Annotated in this window: 1 protein-coding gene and 2 tRNA genes; all 3 read left to right on the top strand. The window is 52.8% G+C overall.

Annotated elements, in window-relative coordinates:
* Positions 1 to 128 precede the first annotated feature (128 nt).
* Positions 129 to 202 (top strand) — tRNA-Gly (locus tag NK214_RS24955).
* 22 nt (positions 203 to 224) lie between these two features.
* A tRNA-Thr gene (locus tag NK214_RS24950) sits at positions 225 to 299 on the top strand.
* 40 nt (positions 300 to 339) lie between these two features.
* The coding region (locus tag NK214_RS24945; protein ID WP_253315686.1) for a GTP-binding protein at positions 340 to 551 on the top strand (212 nt) is incomplete at its 3' end.

Genomic DNA, 551 nt, shown 5'->3' with positions numbered 1-551 from the left:
CCGAGCGGTCAAAGGGATCAGACTGTAAATCTGACGGCTCTGCCTTCGAAGGTTCGAATCCTTCTCCCTCCACCAGAATTTAGCGTCTTGGCGTGTGCGATGAAAGTCGCTCGAGGTTGTTGTTGCAGGCGGGTGTAGCTCAATGGTAGAGCAGAAGCCTTCCAAGCTTACGACGAGGGTTCGATTCCCTTCACCCGCTCCAAGCGTGTAGCCTGTTTTAAAGGGCCCATGTAGCTCAGGGGTAGAGCACTCCCTTGGTAAGGGAGAGGTCGGCAGTTCAATTCTGCCCATGGGCACCACCATTTACTTTGTGTTGTTTCGTATCCAGGAAATTTTGCCATGGCTAAGGAAAAGTTCGAGCGGACTAAACCGCACGTAAACGTCGGCACCATCGGTCACGTGGACCATGGTAAAACCACTCTGACCGCTGCGATCACCACTATTCTGTCGAAGAAGTTCGGTGGCGAAGCCAAGGACTACTCCCAGATCGACAGCGCGCCGGAAGAGAAGGCTCGTGGTATTACCATTAATACCGCTCACGTAGAATACGA

Source organism: Chromobacterium sp. S0633, from assembly GCF_024158805.1.
Classification (GTDB): Bacteria; Pseudomonadota; Gammaproteobacteria; order Burkholderiales; family Chromobacteriaceae; genus Chromobacterium.
Note: the sequence above shows the minus strand (reverse complement) of the source record. Positions and strands in the feature narration are given on the sequence as shown.